This window comes from Zobellella maritima, assembly GCF_003075035.1.
Classification (GTDB): domain Bacteria; phylum Pseudomonadota; class Gammaproteobacteria; order Enterobacterales; family Aeromonadaceae; genus Oceanimonas; species Oceanimonas maritima.
Genome location: NZ_QCZE01000001.1, coordinates 2,190,224 through 2,206,612, shown reverse-complemented (window position 1 = coordinate 2,206,612; position 16,389 = coordinate 2,190,224). Strand labels below are relative to the sequence as shown.

Annotated in this window: 15 protein-coding genes; 7 read left to right on the top strand and 8 right to left on the bottom strand. The window is 59.5% G+C overall.

The window, feature by feature from the left end:
* Nucleotides 1-211: 211 nt before the first annotated feature.
* On the bottom strand, nucleotides 212-1,123 hold the full coding sequence (locus DCS96_RS10170; RefSeq protein ID WP_116474154.1) for a LysR substrate-binding domain-containing protein: 912 nt from the start codon (nucleotides 1,121-1,123) through the stop codon (nucleotides 212-214).
* A 203-nt stretch (nucleotides 1,124-1,326) separates the two neighbouring features.
* Here DCS96_RS10170 and DCS96_RS10165 point away from each other — a divergent pair, with 203 nt between their 5' ends.
* The 3 genes from DCS96_RS10165 (at nucleotide 1,327) to DCS96_RS10155 (ending at nucleotide 4,966) form a co-directional block, all read left to right on the top strand.
* Nucleotides 1,327-2,583, top strand: a complete 1,257-nt coding sequence (locus tag DCS96_RS10165; RefSeq protein WP_116474605.1) for a M24 family metallopeptidase — start codon at nucleotides 1,327-1,329, stop codon at nucleotides 2,581-2,583.
* 94 nt (nucleotides 2,584-2,677) lie between these two features.
* Nucleotides 2,678-4,285, top strand: a complete 1,608-nt coding sequence (locus DCS96_RS10160) for a BCCT family transporter (protein ID WP_116474153.1) — start codon at nucleotides 2,678-2,680, stop codon at nucleotides 4,283-4,285.
* A 183-nt stretch (nucleotides 4,286-4,468) separates the two neighbouring features.
* Nucleotides 4,469-4,966 (top strand): hypothetical protein, encoded by a 498-nt coding sequence (locus tag DCS96_RS10155; protein ID WP_198649991.1) that lies wholly within the window; start codon nucleotides 4,469-4,471, stop codon nucleotides 4,964-4,966.
* 121 nt (nucleotides 4,967-5,087) lie between these two features.
* On the opposite strand, the gene DCS96_RS10150 is transcribed toward DCS96_RS10155, so the two are convergent.
* Both DCS96_RS10150 and DCS96_RS10145 read right to left on the bottom strand, forming a co-directional pair.
* Nucleotides 5,088-6,572: a Na+/H+ antiporter NhaC family protein gene (locus tag DCS96_RS10150; RefSeq protein ID WP_116474152.1), complete on the bottom strand. Its 1,485-nt coding sequence runs from the start codon at nucleotides 6,570-6,572 to the stop codon at nucleotides 5,088-5,090.
* A gap of 104 nt (nucleotides 6,573-6,676) precedes the next feature.
* On the bottom strand, nucleotides 6,677-8,104 hold the full coding sequence (locus tag DCS96_RS10145) for a glutamine synthetase family protein (protein WP_269801896.1): 1,428 nt from the start codon (nucleotides 8,102-8,104) through the stop codon (nucleotides 6,677-6,679).
* 190 nt (nucleotides 8,105-8,294) lie between these two features.
* On the opposite strand from DCS96_RS10145, the gene puuD reads away from it, so the two are divergent.
* From puuD to DCS96_RS10125, 4 genes are read left to right on the top strand one after another with little or no spacing between them, the layout of a single operon-like run.
* A complete protein-coding gene (gene puuD / locus DCS96_RS10140) occupies nucleotides 8,295-9,050 on the top strand; it encodes a gamma-glutamyl-gamma-aminobutyrate hydrolase (RefSeq protein ID WP_116474150.1) in 756 nt (251 codons plus the stop codon).
* Nucleotides 9,047-9,613, top strand: coding sequence for an HTH-type transcriptional regulator PuuR (gene puuR / locus DCS96_RS10135; RefSeq protein ID WP_116474149.1), 567 nt, complete (start codon nucleotides 9,047-9,049; stop codon nucleotides 9,611-9,613). Before puuD ends, puuR begins: the two co-directional genes overlap by 4 nt.
* 19 nt (nucleotides 9,614-9,632) lie before the next feature.
* Nucleotides 9,633-11,117, top strand: coding sequence for an aldehyde dehydrogenase PuuC (gene puuC / locus DCS96_RS10130; protein WP_116474148.1), 1,485 nt, complete (start codon nucleotides 9,633-9,635; stop codon nucleotides 11,115-11,117).
* Nucleotides 11,118-11,124: 7 nt separating this feature from the next.
* Entirely contained in the window at nucleotides 11,125-12,402 is a 1,278-nt protein-coding gene (locus DCS96_RS10125) for an NAD(P)/FAD-dependent oxidoreductase (RefSeq protein ID WP_116474603.1), read from the top strand.
* Between the two features lie 12 nt (nucleotides 12,403-12,414).
* Here the strand turns inward: DCS96_RS10125 and DCS96_RS10120 are convergent, their stop codons facing one another.
* From DCS96_RS10120 to DCS96_RS10100, 5 genes are all read right to left on the bottom strand, one after another.
* Nucleotides 12,415-12,957 (bottom strand): cupin domain-containing protein, encoded by a 543-nt coding sequence (locus DCS96_RS10120; protein ID WP_116474147.1) that lies wholly within the window; start codon nucleotides 12,955-12,957, stop codon nucleotides 12,415-12,417.
* A 309-nt stretch (nucleotides 12,958-13,266) separates the two neighbouring features.
* Nucleotides 13,267-13,602 (bottom strand): 4a-hydroxytetrahydrobiopterin dehydratase, encoded by a 336-nt coding sequence (locus DCS96_RS10115; protein WP_116474146.1) that lies wholly within the window; start codon nucleotides 13,600-13,602, stop codon nucleotides 13,267-13,269.
* A gap of 11 nt (nucleotides 13,603-13,613) precedes the next feature.
* Nucleotides 13,614-14,411, bottom strand: coding sequence for a phenylalanine 4-monooxygenase (gene phhA, locus DCS96_RS10110; protein WP_116474145.1), 798 nt, complete (start codon nucleotides 14,409-14,411; stop codon nucleotides 13,614-13,616).
* 134 nt (nucleotides 14,412-14,545) lie between these two features.
* Nucleotides 14,546-15,718: a nicotinate phosphoribosyltransferase gene (gene pncB / locus DCS96_RS10105; RefSeq protein ID WP_116474144.1), complete on the bottom strand. Its 1,173-nt coding sequence runs from the start codon at nucleotides 15,716-15,718 to the stop codon at nucleotides 14,546-14,548.
* Nucleotides 15,711-16,358 carry an isochorismatase family protein gene (locus DCS96_RS10100; RefSeq protein ID WP_116474143.1) on the bottom strand — a complete coding sequence of 216 codons (648 nt, stop codon included), beginning with the start codon at nucleotides 16,356-16,358 and terminating at the stop codon, nucleotides 15,711-15,713. The genes pncB and DCS96_RS10100 overlap by 8 nt, the downstream gene beginning before the upstream one ends.
* Nucleotides 16,359-16,389: the final 31 nt, after the last annotated feature.

Sequence of the window (16,389 nt, the reverse complement as noted above, 5' to 3'; positions counted from 1 at the left end):
GCCCTGTTCGGGCTTAGCGGTTTGGTCAAGCTGGTGATGAGCATGCTGTAAGGCAAAGCATCACAAGGGTGGAGGGGACCAGGTTTACAGGCCCCTGCGAACCCAGTTGGATAAACGGCAGGCCAGTATTTTACCGGTTTGCCGTTTTTACATATTCCCGGCGTCCATTCCCATCCAGCGCTTTGCCATCAGGAAAACGTATGTGTTGTCATCAAGGCTGGTAGCCGACCAGCCATTGATGTATCAGCCGTACCTCTTCTGTCTGTGGGCGGGCCTCATTGACGGCCAGGAAGTAACTGCGCCCCGAGTGCATGCTGAACTCGGTCAGGCGAACCAGGGAGCCGCTTCGCAGCTTGTTATCCAGCAGGTAACGGCTGCCCAGGGTGACGCCCTGTCCCCGTTCCGCCGCGTCGATCAACACAATGTAGTTATTGAAATAGCGACTGATCCTGAACCTGGGGATATCGAGATCCAGGGCCTCAAACCAGATTCGCCAATTGATCCAGTTCGGCTCGATCCGTTCGTATTCAAGTAACTGGTGGGATAACAGGGCCTCGGGGCTGGCGTCATCGGAGGGATGCCGGCGCAGGTAGTCGGGGCTGGCCACCGGAAACAGCTCTTCGGCAAACAGCTCGTGCATACTCCAGCCCGGGCGGCTGCCCTGGTCATAGACGACGGCCAGGTTGACCTCGTCACCGAACAGCTCCGGGGTATGATCCGAGGTAATGACCCTGATGTTCAGGGGATATCCCGAGTGTTGCTGGTAAAAGTCATTGATGGCGCCGCTCAGCCAGTAATGGGACATGGCCGTGTTGGCCGCCACCGTGACCGTGCGCACGGGATCGGCCTCGGTCAGCTCGTCCACCGCATCGGCCAGGTAGTTCAGCGAGGTGCTCACCTTTTGCAACAGCTTTTCTCCCCGGCTGGAAAGGCTGACCTTACGCCCGTGACGCTCAAAGAGGGCGAAGTCCAGGTGCTGTTCCAGAAACTTTATCTGCTTGCTGACGGCGGCCTGGGTAACGTGCAACTCCTTTGCCGCCTGGGTAAAACTCAGGGTGCGCGCCGCCGCCTCAAACACCATCAGGCTGTTCAGCGGGGGCAGGCGATGCCGAAGACTCTTCATAACTAAAAGTTATCCTTGGTGATGAAATAACAGCCTATATACAGCATTGTGGCCGCTTCATATACTCGATTCACCCCGAAAAGTAACACGTGGCACCCTTTGTTGGCACCGGCTAATTGCCTTATGAGGGCAGGTTATCATGGTGCCAGCTGCCTTGAAGCCGGTTCTGCGGGGCAACTTCAACAACATCAGGGATATGAATGATGACGACTCTTGATTGGCACGCCGAACGCACCGACCTCTCGGGTATCCGCTTGCTGGACCGGGCGCCGGAAAGCCTGGGGATAGATCTCGCGGCGGTTCGCCGTTACCGGCTGGGCCGGGTTCGCGCCGAAATGCAGAAACGGGAGATAGGGGCCCTGATCATTTCTGACCCGGTCAATATCCGTTATACCTGCGGGGCACGCAACATGCAGATTTTTTGTGCCCGCAACACCCCATCCCGCTACCTGCTGGTGACCGCCCACAGGAATATCCTGTTCGAGTTCACCGGCTGCGAGCACCTGGGACAGGGCTTTGAAACCATCGACGAAGTGCGCCCTTCGATGACCGCCAGTTTCGTTGCCGCCGGGCCTGAGCTGGTGGCGCGGGAAAAGCAGTGGGCAAGGGAGATGGTGGCCACCATCTCCGAGCTGGTGGGCCCGGGAGCCCGGGTGGGCATGGAGCGGATGAACGCCGGGGCCGCCATCGCCATGGCCGGCCTGGGGGTTGAGGTGGTGGATGCCCAGGAGCCGATAGAGATGGCCCGTTGCATCAAGTCCGACGAGGAGCTGAAATGCGTGATCGCCTCATTGCGCGCCACCGAAGTGGCGGTCGGCAAGCTGCGTGAGGCGATTCGCCCCGGCATTACCGAAAACGCGCTGTGGTCCGTGCTGCATCAGTCGGTGATCGCTCAGAATGGCGATTACTGTGAAACCCGGCTGCTGAGCTCGGGCCAGCGCACCAACCCCTGGTTCCAGGAAACCGCCAGCAGGACGATCGGAGAGAACGAGCTGATTGCCCTGGATACCGATGTGGTCGGCTGCCACGGCTATTATTCGGATTTTTCCCGCACCTTTCATTCCGGCCCCGGCAAGCCCACGGCACAGCAGCGCACCCTGTATCAGGTGGCCTACGAGCAGGTGCGCAACAACCTGGATATTATCCGACCCGGCATGAGTTTCCGTGAATATTCGGAAAAAGCCTGGAATATTCCGGAAAAATACCATGCCAACCGGTATTACCTTTCCGCCCATGGGGTCGGTATGACAGGAGAATATCCCTATCTGTATCATCATGCCGATTACCCCCAGGCCGGCTACGACGGGGTGATCCTGCCCGGCATGACACTCTGTGTAGAAAGCTATATCGGCGAGCAGGGGGGCAGCGAAGGCGTCAAGCTGGAGGAGCAGATAGTGGTCACCGAAACCGGGATAGAAATCTTGTCGCGGTTCCCTTTCGAGGAAGCGCTGCTGAAGTAACACAGGTATCACAGGTCCGCAATGGCCCGGCCCTTATCATGGCTGTGGCCCCGGACCCATGGATGGAAAAGACCCAAGGATAGAGGTAAGCATCATGTCCAAAACGAGCGAGTTAACCATCGGGCTGTCGAAGTCCGGTTTCTACACCGGGCTGAACCCGGTGGTAACCCTGACAAGCAAGGCCATCATTACCCTGCTGGTGATTTATACGGTGGCCCTGCCCGACCATGCCGTCGGCCTGCTGGGGAGGATCAACACCCTGCTGCTGGCGTCATTCAATTCCTACTATATCTATTCGGTGGGCCTGTTCCTGATCTTCTGCCTGGCGGTCAGCATCAGCCGTTTCGGCAAGATAAAGCTTGGTAATGATAACGAGACGCCGGAGTTTTCCTTTTTCTCCTGGATTGCGATGATGTTCAGTGCCGGTATGGGCGTGGGGGTGATGTTCTATTCCATCGGCGAGCCCCTGTATCACTTCCAGAGCAACCCGGCCCTGATACTGGCGGGGGCTGAGGGGGCCAACGCGGCTGCCGTGCCCAGCGCGATGCGTTATACCCTGTTGCATACGGGGCTGCATGCCTGGGCCGTGTATGTCATGGCCGGGCTGGCGATGGCGTACTTCGCCTACCGCAAGGGCCTGCCACTGACCATCCGCTCCACCCTGCAGCCGTTGTTTGGCGATCGCCTCAATGGCCCCCTGGGGCATCTGGTGGATATCATCGCCGTGGTGGCCACTACCCTGGGCGTGGCCACCACCATGGGCGCGGGGGTTACCCAGCTGGTTTCCGGGGTCGAGTTTATCACCGGCTTTGACTTCCTGATGGGCAGCAACGGCGCCCCATCGGCACTGGCACTGGTGCTGGTGTTGCTGGTGGTCATGAGCCTGTCCACCTATTCCGCCATGAGCGGGGTACAGCGCGGGGTCAAATGGCTGAGCCAGATCAATATCTGCCTGTCCATCTTCTTGCTGGCGTTTTTTGTGCTGTTCGGTTCGACCCTGTTCAGCCTGCGGCTGTTCGGCTCCAGCCTGGTCGACTATGTCATGAACCTGGGGCCGCTGACCTTCTCGGTATGGGATACCCAGTCGCAACTGGGGGCCTGGCAGACCAGCTGGACCATATTGTACTGGGCCTGGTGGATTGCCTTTGCGCCCTTTGTCGGCCTGTTCCTGGCCCGAATTTCCCGAGGTCGCACCATCCGTGAGTTCGTGCTCGGCTGTGTGCTGGTGCCTACCCTGATGTGTTTTGCCTGGTATGTCTTCCTCGGTGGTACCGGGCTGGATCTCGAGCTGAGCGGTGCCGCCAGGGGGGCCATCATGGCCGCCGTGAACGAGAATATTGCCTCAGTGCTGTTCGTGACCATAGATCTGCTGGACTCCGGCCTGCTCGGCGGACTGATTAAAATCGTCTCCGTCATCCTGATCATCACCTACCTGGTGACCTCGGCCGACTCGGGAGTGCTGGTACTCAATACCATCATGGCCGGTGGCAACAATGAACCGTTGCCCAGGCACCGGATTGTCTGGGGCGGGATCCTCACGCTGGTGGTCGGCTCATTGATCCTCGCCGGCGGCCTGGGGGCGATCCAGAAGGCCATGATTATCGGTGCCCTGCCATTCTCGCTGGTGATGGTGCTGATGTGCCTCGCCATGGCGAAGTCCCTGCTGCGATCCGAACGGTTAAAAGCCATCGCCTTCAGCTGAAAACCCGGTAAGGAGTCATGCTGTCATCAGGGCCTCGCAAGAGGCCCTTTGATTGATATAAAGGGTGGTCCCTATCCCTCAGGAGGGCCGGCATCGAGTGCCGGGCTATGCTTATCGGGTGGGACACCCTGATGGCCGGGACTGTGGTGGTCCGCGGCAGGGTGGTTCGCCGATGGGAGAGCAATGATGTGCAGGTTTTCCTCTTTGATGCTGGGCACGGCCCTGCTGGCAATAACGGCGGCTGGGCAGAGCCTGGCCCAGGGTATGGACGGCGATGATGTCGAGTTGATTGAGCGCGGCAGGTACCTGGTGAGAATAGCCGGTTGTAACGACTGCCATACGGCCGGTTATGCCCAGAGTGGGGGTATGATTCCTGAAGCGCAGTGGCTGGCGGGGGAGCGGCTGGGTTGGCACGGTGACTGGGGCACCACCTATCCGACCAACCTGCGCCTTTATGTGCAGGGGATCTCCGTCGACGAATGGCTGCGGCTGGCCAGGACCCGGCAACTGCGCCCGCCCATGCCCTGGTTTGCGCTGCGAGACATGACGGACTCGGATCTGCGAGCCATCTACAGCCTGATCAAGCACCTGGGGCCGACCGGGGAACCGGCGCCGGCCTATGTGCCTCCCGGAGAGGAGCCTGTCGAGCCGCTGGTGCGCTTTCCTGCCGCATCGCAATAGCCGTTGGGAGTGGATTTAAAGTGACGGTTCCCTTGGCTCCGAATCAAAAGGGGGCTGACGATGGCAAAAAACCCGGGCCTTGGCCCGGGTTTGCGTTTTTTATTGGTGTGTTGAGAATGGCTCAGGTCAGCCAGAAGCCGCCGATCAGCAGTGCCGTCAGGGTCAGCGCGCCGCCGATCAGCGCGTAGGGCAGCTGGGTCAGGGCGTGATCCATGGTGTTACAGCCGGCCCCCTGTGCCGACAGCACGGTGGAATCGCTGAAGAAGCAGGCGTGGCTGCCGAAGGCCGAGGCCGACAGCAGGGCACCCACCACCAGCGGCATGGGCACATCCATGGCCATTCCCAGGGGCACCACTATCGGCAGGGAGATCACAAAGACTCCCCAGCTGGACGCGGTGCTGAATACCACCGCCGCCATCACCAGGAAGATCAGCGCCGGCAGCAGTGCCGGGGTCAGGATCGGGGTGACGGTGTCGATGATATAGCTGGTCATGCCCAGCTGATCGTTGACTTCCTTCAGGATAAAACCGGCGCAGACGGTGGCCAGGGGATGGAGCATCACCTTGAAGCCGTCGAGGGTCGCCTCTACCTGCTCGGTAAAGGACAGTAGCCGCTGGGCCGAATAGAGCAACATGGTAAAGCCCAGCGCCACCAGTACCCCTTTGAGCAGATCGATCTCGTAATAGACGCTGGCGAATACCAGTACCAGCATGGGCAGCAGGAAGTTGAGCAGGCTCAACCAGGTCGCCACCGGCCGGTTGGGGGCCTGCTCTGCTTCGTCCTGCCAGCCATCGGGGATCGGCTGACCGGCGCGGGCACGGGCTTCGGCCTGCTTCATGGCACCCAGATCGGGCAGGCGATTGAAGGCGACCAGCGCCACCACCAGCAGGGCGGCCCAGCCATACATCATGTAGGGGATGCTCTGGATATACAGCGACATGCCCTGGCCGGCGTCGGTCGCGCCCGATTCTTCCAGCAGGGAGGCAAAAAATACCGCCCAGGTGGATACCGGTACCAGGATACAGATGGGGGCGGCGGTGGAGTCGACGATATAGGCCAGCTTCTCCCGGGAAATCTTGTAGGTGTCGGTGATCTTCTTCATCGACGAGGAGACCGCCAGCGAATTCAGGTAATCATCGATAAACACTACCAGACCGAGACCGACGGTACTGACCATGGCGCCCCGCCGAGAGCGGATCAGCCGGGTCATGACGCTGCCGAAGCTGAAGACGCCGCCGCCCCTGGCCAGCAGGTTGATGAGCCCGCCCATCATGCCGCACACCAGGATAAGCCAGGCGATGGTTTCATCCATCATTACCTTGAGGGTGACATCGGCCAGCGGGCTTACCAGATCCGTCGGATCGATCAGCAGCAGTCCTACCAGGCTGCCCGCCAGCAGGGACTCCACCGTCTTGCGGGTCAGCACCGCCATGGTGATCACTGCGGTTGCCGGCAGCAGACTCAAAAAGCCGTAACCGCTGCCTTCCTGGTGATTCAGCCCCAGTAAGGCAAAACCGACCATGGCTGCCGCACAAACCGCCAGGCCGATCCACAGGGATGGCCATTTCTCATTCCGGCCGAGGGCCAGGGTGTTATCTTGACTCATTAGCTTCTTCCTTTTATTGCAATATCACCCCATCTGCCGATGGGATTTGACACATCACTTCCTTATGAATAACGCCGCTGTATATTGTCGCATCTTGATTCGCCTCAGGCGTTTTTCAGCATCCACTCCAGCTCGATGTCGGTCACCCGGCGCTCAAACTCGATCAGTTCATCATATTTACAGGTGTGATACACCCGTACGAACTCTTCACCCAGATAGCGTTTCATCGGCTCGCTGGCGGAAAATATCTGCAGGGCCTCACTCTGGCGGGTCGGGAAGGGCACGCCTTCCTGCTCCAGGCCATTGCCGACCACGGGCGCGGGCAAGGGCAGGCGATTGTCCAGGCCATGGAGCACTCCGGCCAGCACCGTCGCCATCACCAGGTAGGGGTTGGCATCGGCTCCGGCCACCCGGTATTCGATACGGCGGGCGTCGTCGTCACCACAGGGAATACGCAGGGCGACGGTGCGGTTGTTGTGTCCCCAGGAGGCCTGGGTCGGCACATACATGCCCGGCTGGAAACGGCGGAAGGCGTTGATATTCGGTGCCAGCAGGGCCATGGAGTCGGACATCAGGCCGAGCAGGCCGGACAGGGCCTGATGCAGCAGCGGCGAGTCTTCCCCGCCGGCGTCGGCAAACAGGTTATTCCCCGCTTCATCGACCACACTGATATGCACATGCAGGCCGCTGCCCGCATGCTGCTCATAGGGCTTGGCCATAAAGGTGGCGTCCATTTCATGCTGTTCGGCTACCAGACGGATCAGGCGCTTTATCGCCAGGGCCTGATCGCAGGCGGCGAGCACATCGTCGGTGTGAAACAGGTTGATCTCAAACTGCCCCGGTGCGGCCTCGGCGACGGCGCCATCCGCCGGCAGCCCTTGCAGTTCCGCCAGGTGGTCGATTTCTGCCAGTATATCGGCGAAATTGTTGAGGTTGTCTACCGAATATACCTGACTGTGGGTATCCCGTTTTTGGGTCAGCGGGGAGCGTGGTGGCTGCAGTCCCCCTTCTTCGTCCCGCTCCCTGTCCACCAGATAAAACTCGACTTCCATCGCCACCACCGGGTGCAACCCGCGGGCCTTGAGCATGTTCCATAACCGGGCCAGCACGTTGCGCGGCTCAAGGGGAAAGGGTTGCCCGTCTTCGGTGCTCATGGTCAGCAATACCTGGGCCACCAGCTCAGGGTCGCTGGCCGAGGGCACCAGAGTACCGGGGATGGGGAAGCAGGGCAGATCCGGCTCGCCCAAATCCTGACCAATACCGGTTTCCTCCACCACATTGCCGCGCATATCCATGGCGAATACCGAGCCGGGAAAGAAGCAACCGGCTTCCAGTTTCTCCAGGGCCGATACCGGCATCCGCTTGCCGCGGAAAATGCCGTTCAGATCGGTAAGCAGTACATCTACATATTGGGTCTCGGGATAACTGGCCAGATAGGTAGCCACTTCCTTCTCAAACTTGCTGGCCTCGGCTGTCGTTTCGGGCAACGGCATCGATGTTGTTGAAGTCTGTTCTAAAAGTTCTGCTTGCATGATAGCACCGCTATTTTTGAGTGTTGATAATATTCACCACTAGCAACATAGTTTTGTTTATTTTGTTTTGCAAGTGTTAAATATTATTGAGGTGAAAAATTTTTGGTGCTAGATTTATTCATTATATTGAACACTATCCCATGAATTTACGTTTTTCGTTCAAAATATAGAGCAGGGGAGCAAAAAGCAGATGGTTGATATATCAAACGTTCCTGTGGTCGGTGTCATCATGTGCCGGCAGCCGGTGAAGGGCCACCCGTCCCATACGGTGCAGGATAAATACCTGAATGCCCTGCTTGATGCGGGCGCCGTTCCGCTGCCGCTGGTCCATGGCCTGCTGCAGGATGAGCATTACCTGCAGCAGCTGTTGCCGCTGCTGGATGGTGTCTTGCTGACCGGCAGCCCGAGCAATATAGAACCCCATCACTATGGGGAGACCGGCGATGAACCCCATGTGGATCCGGGGCGGGATCGCCTGAGTTTCCGGCTTATAGATGAGTCCCGACGGCTGGCAATGCCGCTGTTGGGGATCTGTCGCGGCTTTCAGGAAATGGTGGTGGCCACCGGCGGGAGCCTGCATCGCCGCCTGCACGAGGCGGGTGGTTTTATCGAACACCGGGAAGACAAGACGCAACCCCTGACGGCGCAATATGGCCATGCCCATGCCGTCACTGTGGTGCCCGACGGCCTGCTTGCCCGGCTCGGCGGCGCCACCGAACACAGGGTGAACTCCCTTCATATGCAGGGGGTGAAACGCCTCGGCTCGCGGCTGGTTGCAGAGGCCCATGGCCCCGATGGTCTGGTTGAGGCGGTACGGCTGGTCGATCATCCCTTCGCCCTCGGCGTGCAGTGGCATCCGGAGTGGCAGAGCCGCGACAATCCCTTGTCCCGTGTTCTGTTTGACGGTTTTATTGGTGCCTGCCGCCAATACCGGGAGCAAAAATGACTGCCGCCCGTGATACCGGCCTGGCGCCGGGCAGCCGACTGGCTCAGATACGTCAGCAGATGGGCCTCAGCCAGCGACGGGTGGCCGAACTCTCGGGCCTGACCCACAGTGCCATCAGCACCATAGAGCAGGACAAGGTCAGCCCGGCGGTCAGCACCCTGCAGAAGCTGCTGAAAGTCTATGGCATGTCCCTGTCGGCCTTTTTTGCCGAGCAGGCGCAGCCCAAGCGCTCCCAGGTGGTGGTCAACCCGGAACAGCTGATCGAGATCGGCAGCAGGGGCGTATCGTTCAAGCTGGTGCACAACGGCGACAATAGCCGGGGCCTGGGTTTCCTGATTGAAACCTACGAGGCCGGTACCAGCACCGGCGGCTTGTTGAAACACCAGGGGGAAGAGGTGGGTACCGTGCTGGAGGGGGAAATAGAGCTGACTGTCGATGGCGAGACCTATACGGTGACGGCCGGCCAGAGCTATGTGATCGATACCGGTCTGCCCCATAACTTCACCAATAAATCCGATCGGGTATGCCGCATTATCAGCGCCCATACTCCGGCCAACTTTTAAGAAAAGCAGGGAGATGATGATGGAATACCAAGACAGAGCCTATTGGGCAAGCAAGGCCGACGGGCTCAAGATAGAGCACCGGCTGTTTATCGATGGCCAGTACCAGGAAGCTGATGATGAAGGGCGTTTCCCGGTGATCAATCCCGCCAATGAACAGATCCTGGCCCAGATCAGCCGGGCCCGGGACGTGGATGTCGATGCCGCCGTGCGCGCCGCTCGCCATCGTTTCGAGCAGGGCGACTGGTCCCAGGCGTCTCCCTCTGCCCGCAAGCAGGTACTGCTGCGCCTGGCTGAGCTGATGGAGCAGCACAAGGAAGAGCTGGCCTTGCTGGAAACCCTGGATACCGGCAAGCCGATCCGTCACAGCCTGCGGGATGATATCCCCGGTGCGGTGCGTACCATTCGTTGGTATGCGGAAGCGGTCGACAAGGTCTACGGCGAAATTGCCCCCACCGGTAACGAGGCCCTAGCATTGATCAGTCGCGAGCCGATCGGGGTTGTGGCGGCCATAGTGCCGTGGAATTTTCCGTTGTTGCTGGCCTGCTGGAAACTGGGCCCTGCGCTGGCGGCGGGAAATTCTGTGGTTCTTAAACCTTCCGAGAAATCGTCGCTGACCGCCATCCGGCTGGGGGCGCTGTCCAAGGAAGCCGGCCTGCCCGACGGTGTGCTGAATATCCTGTCAGGCTATGGTCACGAGGCGGGCAAGGCTCTCGCCCTGCATGGCGATGTCGATTGCCTGACCTTCACCGGTTCCACCGGGGTAGGGCGTCTGTTGCTGGAATATGCCGGTCGTTCCAACATGAAGCGGGTATGGCTGGAAGCCGGTGGCAAGAGCGCCAACATTATCTTCGCCGACTGTCCGGATCTGGCCAAGGCCGCCCGTGCTTCCGCCGCCGGTATTTTCTATAACCAGGGCCAGGTCTGTATTGCCGGCACCCGCCTGCTGATCGAACACAGCATCAAGGAGCAATTCCTGGCCGAGCTGAAAAAGGCCGCCGCCGACTTCAGGCCGATGGATCCCCTGGATCCCGAATCCACCATGGGCACCCTGATCGATAACGATCACCACGGCAGCGTCTGCCGCTATATCAGCGAAGGTCTGGACGAAGGCGCCCTGATGGCGCTCGATGGCCGGGAGCAGGCCGGTAATTTCATGGGGCCGACCGTGCTTGACGGGGTTCGTCCCGATATGGCTGTGTCTCAGGAAGAAATCTTCGGTCCGGTGCTGGCGGTGACCACCTTTACCACCGAGCAGGAGGCGCTGGCACTGGCCAATGACTGCAAATACGGCCTTGGCGCGGGCGTCTGGACCCGGGACCTGAACCGGGCGCACCGCATGGCGCGCCGCCTCAAGGCCGGCTCCGTATTCATCAACAACTATAACGACGGCGATATGACGGTGCCCTTCGGCGGCGTCAAGCAAAGCGGCAATGGCCGGGACAAGTCCCTGCATGCCCTGGAGAAATTTACCGAACTCAAGACCACCTGGCTGGCCCTGGACTAAGGACATCATCATGGAACACGTAAACAGTTATTATGCGGCCTCGGCCAACCGGCACGCGCCCTACTCCCAACTCACCGAAGCCATCAGTTGCGATGTCTGTGTGGTGGGCGGCGGTTATACCGGGCTGTCCACCGCCCTCTTCCTGACCGAGGCCGGCTTCGATGTGGTATTGCTTGAAGCCCACCGTATCGGCTTCGGCGCCAGCGGCCGCAACGGCGGCCAGCTGGTCAATTCCTACAGCCGGGATATCGACGTCATCGAGTCCCGCTATGGCCATGATACCGCTCGTATGCTCGGCAGCATGATGTTTGAAGGCGGCGACATCATCCGCAGCCGGATAGCCCAGTACCAGATCGACTGTGACTACAAGCCGGGTGGTATCTTTGCCGCCCTCAATAAGCGTCAGCTGGGTGAACTGCAACATCAGAAAGCCAACTGGGAACGCTATGGCCATACCGGACTGGAGCTGCTTGACAAGGCAGGCATCGGCGCCGAGGTGGAAACCCGAGCCTATGAGGGCGGCCTGCTGGACCACTGGGGGGGGCATATCCATCCTTTGAACCTGGCTCTGGGCGAGGCCGAGGCCATCCGCAAGCTGGGGGGCCGGCTGTTCGAGCAATCGGCGGTGACCCGCATCGAGTATGGGGATCCGGCGGTTGCCCACACGGCCAATGGCCGCGTACAGGCAAAGTTCATGGTGCTGGCCGGTAACGCCTACCTGGGGAATCTCGAGCCCAAGCTGGCAGCCAAGGCCATGCCCTGCGGTACCCAGATAGTGGTGACCGAACCGCTGAGTGAAGCCCAGGCGGCCAGCCTGATCCCCAACAACCATTGTGTGGAAGACTGCAACTATCTGTTGGATTATTTCCGCCTGACCGGTGACAACCGGCTGTTGTATGGCGGCGGCGTGGTTTACGGCGCACGCGACCCGGACGATATCGAGCGGCTGGTAAGACCCAAGCTGCTGCAAACCTTCCCGCAGCTTAAGGACATCAACATCGATTATCGCTGGAGCGGCAACTTCCTGCTGACCCTGTCACGGCTGCCCCAGTTCGGGCGGTTGGAGCCGAATGTCTACTATATGCAGGGCTACAGCGGCCACGGGGTAACCTGTACCCATCTGGCCGGCAAGCTGCTGGCGGAAGTGCTCAAGGGCCAAGCCGAACGGTTTGATGCCTTTGCCAGCCTGCCGCATCTGCCGTTTTTCGGCGGTCGTCGCTTCCAGGTGCCGTTTACCGCCATGGGCGCGGCCTACTACCGGTTGCGGGACAAGCTGGGGGTATAAGCCCGTCGGCCGTCAGAACGTCGGCGGGGAATTGGCGGAAATGATCACCAGCTCTTCCTCGCCGATGCTGATGAAACGGTGTGGCTTCTGGCTGTCGAAATAATAACCGTCGCCCGGTTCCAGCACGAACTCCTGTTCGCCGACGATCAGTCGCAGCCGGCCCTGGAGGATGGTGCCGCATTCCTGGCCCGCATGGCTGATGGGCTCGGGGCCGGTATCGGCACCCGGCGCCATGGTCTCACGCATCATGCCGACGGCTCTGCCCGGGTGGCTGTGCCCGATCAGTCGGTAGTTTACGCTGTCCGAGCTGATTTCCGGCTGCTCATCGGCCCGGTATACGACCTGCGGGACCTCTTCTTCCGGATCGGCGAAGAAGTCGGCGAGGGACATGGGAATGCCGTCGAGCAATTTCTTGAGTGAGCCGATGGAGGGACTGACCTGGTTTTTTTCCACCTGGGAAATAAAACCGTTGGTCACGCCCGAGCGTTTGGCCAGCTCACGCTGGGAGAGGTCGGCTTTCTTGCGTACGGCTTTCAGGCGATAGCCTATGTCCATCAATATGTATCCTCCGAGGAATACGAGTGATTGTTATGGTCGGTGGTATTAACCAAGGAGAAGGGCCGATAACCGCGCCCAGCCAGGGTGGCGTATTCTATCTCAGCTGGTTGCTCCAGGATAAGGATAGCCATAAAAAATCTTCATTTTCCAGCGGGATGCCGGGACAGTTTCTGTGTGCGAGGTGTGTACAGAAACGACATGGAGCCATTGTTTATTTGGATGGTGATAACGGCAGGGTTAACAGGATGACCACCTCACGCCGGCGGTCATCATGGTCGGTTATTCTTGCTTAAGCAAGCCTTGGCATCACAATAGCTGGTCGGTTTTCGAGGCCATGATAAAGTCGTTGCGGTGCAGGCCGTTGATGGCATGGGTCCACCAGGTGATGGTGACCTTGCCCCATTCCAGGGTAATGGTGGGGTGATGGAAGGTTTCTTCCGCCAGTGTTGCCACCTTGTCGGCAAAGGCCCAGGCCAGTTTGAAATTCTTGAACTTGTACTCCCGTTCCAGCTGCATCACACCGTCGCGTACCACCGGCACCCAGTCGGGGATTTCCTTTAGCAGGGTGGCCAGTTCTTCGTCTGATACCCTGGGGGCATCGGCGCGGCAGGCTTCACATTGTTGTTGGGCAAGCGTTGTCATTAAATGGCTCCTTAGCTGGCTTGTTTTTCTTTGGGGGGAAAGGTGGGGGCGAACAGTCCCAGGGTCTTGGCTTCCTGGATTTTGCCCATGATATCCATCTCGGCGATCTGAAACAGCTCGTCGATGGAGTCCAGTACATAATAGATAGGTTGCATGATATCGATGCGATAGGGGGTACGCAGTACATCGAGCAACTCGAAGCGGCGGAACTCGGGCTTGGACGACTCGAAGGCATACAGGGTTTCACCCGGCGAAGAGAGGATGCCACCGCCGTAGATACGACGGCCGTCCGGGGTGTTGAGCAGGCCGAATTCCACGGTAAACCAGTACAGGCGTGCCAGGAACACCCGGTCCTGGGGACTGGCGTTCAGGCCCAGCTGACCATAGGTATGGGTAAAGCGGGCAAAGGCCGGGTTAGTAAGCAGGGGGCAATGGCCGAAGATTTCATGGAAGATGTCCGGCTCCTGTAGGTAGTCGAGCTCTTCACGGGTACGTATAAAGGTGGCCACCGGAAAACGCTGGCTGGCCAGCAACTCGAAGAAGTGATCGAAAGAGATCAAGGCCGGCACCCGAGAGACCTGCCAACCGGTGGCCGGCACCAGTACCTGGTTAATTTCTTCCAGTTGGGGAATGTGTGTGTTCGGCAGATTCAGCCGGGCCATGCCGTCGATATACTCCCGGCAGGCGCGACCCTGAAGGTGGTCGCGCTGGCGTTCGACCAGGGTCTGCCAGATGGCATTTTCCTCGGTGCTGTAATGGATCAGGCCATCGGGCCCGGGTTTATGTGCAACATACTGGGTAGCCTTCATTTTGCCTCCCTTCGCTTAAGACTGGCCCTACTCTAGAGAGCCCGCCTAAAATTTAGAAGCTGGCGGCCAGCCTTTGGTTTCATCTTCCAGTAACAAAAAGTTTACACCCTCCCGGAGCCGGCGTCGGCTGTCTGTCAGGATACCTTGAAAACCCGGGCCAGATAGGCGAGATATGCCTGGTCCCGACACAGGGTTTTGCCCGGGCTGTCGGACAATTTGGCTACCACCTGACCGTTACAGGCGGTCATCTTGATCACTATGTTAATGGGGGTTGGGCCCAAATCATTGGTCAGGTGGGTGCCTATGCCGAAGGCCATGGTGCAGTCCTGGCGGAAGCGCCGGTAAATTTCCAGGGCTTTGCTTATGGTCAGGCCGTCGCTGTATACCAGGGTCTTGGTATGGGGGTTTATCCTCAGCTTGCGATAGTGTGCCAGGGCTTTCTGGGTCCAGATAATGGGATCACCCGAGTCTTGTCGCAGACCATCGAACAGCTTGGCGAAGTAGAGATCAAAATCGGCGAGAAAGGCGTCCATGCCCACCACATCGGTCAGGGCGATGCCCAGGCGGCCCCGGTATTCATGCACCCAGGCTTCCAGTGCCGCCTTCTGGCTGTCCACCAGGCGGGGTCCGAGGGCTTGAAAGGCCTGTAAAAATTCATGGGCCATGGTGCCGATGGGGTGCAACCCCAGGCGCCGGGCCAGATCCAGGTTACTGGTGCCGGTAAACTGCAGTGGCAGCTGGCCGGCCAGTTGCTCTGCCACTTCCTTTTGCCAGACCCGGGCGAAACGGCGCCGGGTACCGAAGTCGGTGAAGCGAAAGTCCCGGTTTTCGGGGCTGTTGGCCACCAGGGCGATTTTAGCCTGTAGCCGGCGGCGTCCCTCCTGCCAATCCGGTGTTGGGCTGTGATGACGAAAGTACACCTCATTGATGATGGCCAGCAGCGGGACTTCAAACAGTATGGTGTGCAGCCAGGGGCCCCTGATATGCAGCTGCAGCTCACCCTGTTGGTAATCCAGGTGTACAAAGCGCTGATCCAGCTGGAACAGCCGCAGGAAATGGATAAAGTCCGACTTGATGTAGTCCAGCCCGGCCAGGTAGGCGAGCTCGTCTTCGGTCAGCCGCAGCCGGCACAGGGCGGTGATTTCCCGGCGAATGTCCTCGAGACAATTGCTGAAATCGATGCCCGGGGTGCGGCACTTGAACCGGTATTCCACCTGGGCGGCCGGGTGTTGGTGCAAGACGGTTTGCATCATGGTGAACTTGTAGAGATCGGTATCCAGCAACGACTGGATGATGGGGTCAGCCATCGGTTTGCTCCAGGACGGCGCTGTCGTGCACGAAAATGGCACCGTGCTGAATCATCTCGGCGATCGCATGACGACTGGACTCATCATTCACGCCACGGATCGCCGCCCGGTTGACCACCACGCTGAAACCGGCATCCAGCAGCTGTTCCACCGTATGCCTGACGCAATAATCCGTGGCCAGGCCGCCCACCAGCACGGTGGATACTCGTTTGCTTTCGAGGAACTCAATCAACCCCGTGCTCATCCGCTGCTGCAGATCCTGGTAACAGGCGCCGTAGGGATGCATGTCCGGTTCGACCCCCTTCCACACGAAGAAGTCATAGTCGGAGGGATGGGGCAGGCCGGCCAGCAGCTCGAAGCCCTTGGTGCCGGGCACCGCGTGGGGCGGCCAGCGGATATCCATGTTCTTGCCCTCAATGGGGCTATAAGGGGGATGCTTGTCGGTGCTGATCCACTTGGCCTGGGGAGAGTGGGCGTCCTTTGAGCCCACTCGCCAGGCGGCGAAGCTGGACTGGCGGTTGAGTTCATCGGCGATCTCGTCACCGCCGGGGACCGGCAGCTCATCCGGGCACAGCGGGGTAAAGGTGTACTGGGCATCGACGTCCAGGCTGGCAACCTGATGCTTGGCGGGTAATTTCATAAAGCACCTCCTCGGATGTGGTATTGTCATG